Below are 4,693 nucleotides of genomic sequence, written 5' to 3'. Positions count from 1 at the left end.
ACGTTCGCGGCCTGGCAGAGGCGCATGCCCTCCTGCCAGGTGGAATGGCCCCAGCCGACCTTGCTCTCGAATTCCTTGTCGGAATAGGTGCAGTCGTAGATGACGACGTCGGCGCCCTCGATCAGGGCGAGGATGTTCTCGTCGGGCTTGCCCGGCACATGCTCGGTGTCGGTGACGTAGCACATGGAGTTGCCCTGATAGTCGACGCGGTAGGCCGTGGCGCCGTCGGGGTGGTTGAGCGCCGTGGTGCGGATCGTGACATCGTTGTCGATGTTGAAGGTGTCGCCGGCGCTGAAGTCCTCGAAATCCATCTTCGCCTGCATGATCTCGATCGGCACGGGGAAGGTCGGCTGGGTCATCTGGCTGGCCAGCACCTCGCGGATGCCGGAGCCCTGGTCCGAAAGATGGCCGGCCATGATCGTGAAGTGCTGATCCTTCTTGAAGGCGGGCGAGAAGAAGGGAAAGCCGTTGATGTGGTCCCAGTGCGTGTGGCTGAGCATCATGTGGGCGTGGCGGACGTTCTTCTTCATCAGCCAGTGACCGAGGTTCCGGATGCCCGTGCCGGCGTCGAAGATGATACGGCGGCCGCCGCATGAAACCTCGATGCAGCTCGTGTTGCCGCCAAAGGAGACGTAACGCGGGCCAGGCGTCGCGATCGAACCGCGGACGCCCCAGAACTTTACCTTGAAACTCAAATCAGCCTTCCTTCACTGCCCGATACCCCGGCCACCCCGCCGTCAGGCTCCAGACACGATGTGTCACAATTCGATATCGGCTCAACACCACGAAGCCTCTTATTGTTCGTATTCCCATGACGCCTGTCACACTGAGCGCGGGTCACGCAAGTTCAGGGCCAGGATGTGGGCGTCCGGTACCCGTCACCCGGCGGCGCGGTCGGCGGGAAGCTGCATCCGGACGAGCTGGGCCCAGTAGGCGGCGCCCACGGGCAGGGTTTCGTCGTTGAAGTCGTAGTTCGGATTGTGCACCTCGCAGCCGCCCTGCTGCCCTTCACCGTTGCCGACGAAGACGTAGCAGCCCGGCCGCTCCCGCAGCATCCAGCCGAAGTCCTCCGCGCCCATCACCGGCGTCAGGCGGTCGTCGACATTGGCCTCGCCCACCAGTTCCCGGGCCGCGGCCATGGCGTGGCCGAACTCCTCGGGCGAGTTCACCGTTGGCGCGTAACGCCGGTCGTAGCGGAAGTCGGCGTGCATGCCGAAGCCCTCGGCCAGGCTGCGCGCCAGCGCGCCCATGCGCTCCTCGACCATGTCCTGGACGCCTGAGAACGGCGGTGCAAAAGTCGGCCACGGTAGCGGCGGGATAAGCTCGCTTCGGGCGGTGGACAATTCTCCTTGAATTTTGACGGTCGGCTCAAAGATCCAGGTTTCTGGGCTCGGTCATGTTCAAACGATTACCATTGCCAACGCCGCCAATGGCCAATGGGTACGATCGATCCAGCAATGGCTCGACGGTCTCGACGACGAATGGCGGGGGACTGGCCGAGATTGACCTGTTCCCCTTCGAGGCCGCGTTTATAAGTTGGCGCTGTTCAGGGTATGGTCCTCTTCCGACCGTTGATGATACTCCCGCGGGGTGAACCCATTGAGGCTCGAGTGCGTGCGGTGATGATTGTAGTCATTGCGCCAGGCGGTGATCAGATGGCGCGCATGCTGCAGGATCGAACCGGGCCGTCGAAGCCTGGTCGGCGGCCCGGATTGATAGATGTCATTCGTCAGGCAGCCGCGAATGCGTGCCATCGCAGAACGGTTGGCTGGCGCTCTGCTTGCAGCCGCAGAAGTAGACCTTTTTTGTGGCTTCGGCGGTGTACTTGACCGGTGCGATGCTTGAGCCCTTGTGGGCGCCGTCGCAGAATGGCTGTTTCGCGCTCTGGCCGCATGCGCACCAGAAGTAGTTCTTGCCTTCCTCAACCTCGATGGGGAAGGGGGCCCTTTGGGCAATGGTCGGTTCGGTCACGGCATTCCTCCTGGTCATTACCCTGGATGAAGTGGTGCCTGTGGCCTGGGAAGGAAGAGGGACGCTGGACGTGTCGTCTCCTGGTGAGCTGGCGTGGGTGTGCCCTGCCTCATTCGTCGTTCCAGGGCCGATGGCTCGCTATCCCCTGTTATCGAACCGCCGCATGTCCAGCGGGTTCGGGATGGTCTCCGTGACGGCGCTCAGGGTCGTTTCCTGCGGCCGCCCTCGTTTCCAGGTCAGGAACTGCGACAGGCTGTCGACCTGGTCGTCATGGCGCCCGTTCGGGAAGGCCAGGACCTCATGAAGGAAGTCATCGAGCCAGGGGGCGTTCTCCGGCAACAGCACCTCGCCGGCCTCGATGCGGGCAGATGCGGCTTCCATGCGGACCACCTTGTCCTCGCGGGGCGTGATGGCGATGGGGCGCGGGAAGTCGTCCGATCGCTCGCTTCGGAGGTCCTGGATCAGACTCAGGCCCAGACCTGCCTTCTCGACGAGCACGGTCGTGGCCGAGTGCCGCTTCCGGTGGGCGATCACCTTGCGCCGCAGCTCCGGGTACTCCAGCCGGCCGCGCCAGACGTCGAGAAGGTAACAGTCGCGGCCGTCGACCAGCCAGGTCGTGCAGACGGAGTAGTCGCTGGCCTCGCCGGCGGTGCCCGCGATATCCCAGCTCTGCACGACACGGCGCCGGCCGTCGGGCTCCGGGCCATGGGCATAGTGGCGGAACCAGCGACGGCGGACGAGATTGCCCTCAACGGGGACCGGCCGCTGCTGGTACTGGGCCGAGAAGGCGAGACTGCCCAGCTCGCCGCGCATGCGCTCGAGGGTCTCCCGGGGCTCCCGCTCGGGGTGGAGGAGGTCGCCCTCGCGCCGATAGTAGATGTCCCCCGGTTCGGGCCCGATGCGGATCTGCTGGTCCTGGATGGCGACGGCCGGCAGGTCGAGGTGGCGCCAGTCGCCGGCTTCGAGGACGTAGCCTGCGAGGTCTTCCTCGTGGAGGCGCTGCATCACCAGGATGACGGAGCCCCGCCGCTTGTCGTTCAGCCGGGTCGAGAGGGTCTCGGCGAACCAGCTGTTGACCTTGCGGCGGGCCACTTCCGACTGGGCATCGGAGGCCTTCATGGGATCGTCGATGATGATGATGTCGGCGCCCCGGCCCGTGAGCGTGCCGCCGACCGAGGTGGCGAGCCGCCCGCCGCCCTCCGTCGTCACGCACTCTTCCGCCGTGGATCGGGAGAGCTTCATGGCCGGGAAGAGGCGGCGGTACCAGTCGCTGTCGACCACCAGGCGGAACTGGCGGGCGAGTTCCTCCGAGAGATCGTTGCTGTAGCTGACGCAGATGAACCGCATTGACGGGTCATGACCCAGCGTCCAGGCCACGAACGCCACCGAGGTCGAGATCGACTTCAGCGACCGCGGCGGCTGGGTGATCACCAGCCGTCTGCCCCTGGGCTCGAGGCATTGCCGAAGCTCATAGGTGATCGCCTTGATGTGCCAGTTGGCCATGAACGGCGTTCCGGGCGAGATGGTCTGGAAGCACTTGTGGACGAACGCGGTCAGGTCCGTTCGGAGAAGCGCGTCGAGAATTTGGCGGTCACCCATTTTCGTCCTCCTGGCCGGACTTCTCCGGTTCCCCTTCGTCATCCTCTGTTGCTGCATTGCCCGGCGCCTGCGCCTGCCCGGAGGCCAGGTGCTGCTCGAGGATCGCCCGGTCCTCCTCGGGGAGCGCCTCGTCGCTGTCATGGGCCAGGGTCTCACCATTGTGTTGGGCTGCGAGAGCGAGCAGGCGATCGAGCGCCCGGACATCGCCGTTCAGGGCCTTTTCGCGCAACCGGTAGAGCGCTGCCTGCTGGGTCGTGAGCGTTCGCGCCTCGCCTTTTTCCTTCACCCGGACAACCGCGTTCAGGATCTCATGGAGATCCGTCCGGAAGTTCCGGTGGCCCTTCGGCCGTCCTTTCGGGTTGCCGGACCGGCCGGGCTTGAAGCGCGTGTGCGCGGGCGGGTGCCCGTAGCCGACCTTGTCTTCGTTCTCGCCATTGCCATCGCTCATTCGCCGGCCTCCTCTGCCTGGTCGGCCCGTCGCTCCTCCGCCAGTTCCTCGAAGGACCGCCCGGTCTCCGCGTGCGTGATCTCGGCGCGGAAGGCCTTTCGGCATCGCCGGATGGTGACGTCGACATAGGCGGGGTCGAGTTCCATCGCCGCGCACCGCCGGCCCGTGCGCTCCGCCGCCACGAGCGTCGTGCCCGCCCCGGCAAAGGGGTCGAGGACGAGGTCGCCGCGGTTCGAGCAGTCGAGGATGGCGTCGCCGACCAGCCCGACGGGCTTGACGGTGGGATGCATGGCAAGCGCCTCGTCGCGGCCGGCGCCAAAACTGTTGGCGCCGGCATAGTCCCAGACATTGGTCCTGTAGCGGCCATGGGCGCCGAGATCGACATTGTTGATGTGCGATGCCGTGCCCGCCTTGAAGACGGCGACCAGCTCGTGCTTCGAGCGGTAGAGCGTGCCCATGCCGCCATTGGCCTTGTTCCAGACGCAGAGGTTCTTGAGCTCGCGGTAGACGTCGCGCCCCGCGGTCAGCAGGGCGTGGATATGGCGCCAGTCCATGCAGACGAAGTGGATGGCGCCAGCGGCGCTGACCCGGGCCGCGTTGCCGAGGGTGGTCCGGAGGAAAGCCACGAAGTCGGCTTCCGCCATCTCGCCGCTCGCCATCGCGAACTCGCGGTGG

At 65.6% G+C, this 4,693-nt stretch carries 6 protein-coding genes and 1 pseudogene; all 7 read right to left on the bottom strand.

Going from position 1 to position 4,693, the window contains the following annotated elements; genetic code table 11:
- Nucleotides 1-695 (bottom strand): MBL fold metallo-hydrolase (locus CWC60_RS00090; protein ID WP_109792023.1); only part of this gene is annotated, 695 nt, incomplete at its 3' end.
- Nucleotides 696-878: 183 nt separating this feature from the next.
- The gene (locus tag CWC60_RS00085) at nt 879-1,343 is read right to left on the bottom strand and encodes a M20/M25/M40 family metallo-hydrolase (protein WP_277422305.1); all 465 of its coding nucleotides are present in this window, start codon (nt 1,341-1,343) and stop codon (nt 879-881) included.
- Between the two features lie 186 nt (nt 1,344-1,529).
- A pseudogene (locus CWC60_RS00080) lies at nt 1,530-1,673 on the bottom strand (integrase core domain-containing protein); the annotation flags it as partial.
- A gap of 49 nt (nt 1,674-1,722) precedes the next feature.
- Nucleotides 1,723-1,971: a CDGSH iron-sulfur domain-containing protein gene (locus tag CWC60_RS00075; protein ID WP_206419687.1), complete on the bottom strand. Its 249-nt coding sequence runs from the start codon at nt 1,969-1,971 to the stop codon at nt 1,723-1,725.
- A 138-nt stretch (nt 1,972-2,109) separates the two neighbouring features.
- Entirely contained in the window at nt 2,110-3,570 is a 1,461-nt protein-coding gene (gene terL / locus CWC60_RS00070) for a phage terminase large subunit (RefSeq protein WP_109792020.1), read from the bottom strand.
- Nucleotides 3,563-4,018 carry a DUF5681 domain-containing protein gene (locus CWC60_RS00065; protein WP_109792019.1) on the bottom strand — a complete coding sequence of 152 codons (456 nt, stop codon included), beginning with the start codon at nt 4,016-4,018 and terminating at the stop codon, nt 3,563-3,565. The genes terL and CWC60_RS00065 overlap by 8 nt, the downstream gene beginning before the upstream one ends.
- A partial coding sequence (locus CWC60_RS00060; RefSeq protein ID WP_164516280.1) for a DNA-methyltransferase occupies nt 4,015-4,693 on the bottom strand: 679 nt, incomplete at its 5' end. The genes CWC60_RS00060 and CWC60_RS00065, both read right to left, overlap by 4 nt.

The sequence above is a fragment of the Minwuia thermotolerans genome (assembly GCF_002924445.1).
Taxonomy (GTDB): Bacteria; Pseudomonadota; Alphaproteobacteria; order Minwuiales; family Minwuiaceae; genus Minwuia; species Minwuia thermotolerans.
This window is presented reverse-complemented; position numbering and strand designations above follow the sequence as displayed.

What these genes read in the sequence shown, in the direction of transcription:
- terL (WP_109792020.1), bottom strand. Translation starts at nt 3,570, where the DNA reads ATGGGTGACCGCCAAATTCTCGACGCGCTTCTCCGAACGGACCTGACC.
- CWC60_RS00065 (WP_109792019.1), bottom strand. Translation starts at nt 4,018, where the DNA reads ATGAGCGATGGCAATGGCGAGAACGAAGACAAGGTCGGCTACGGGCAC.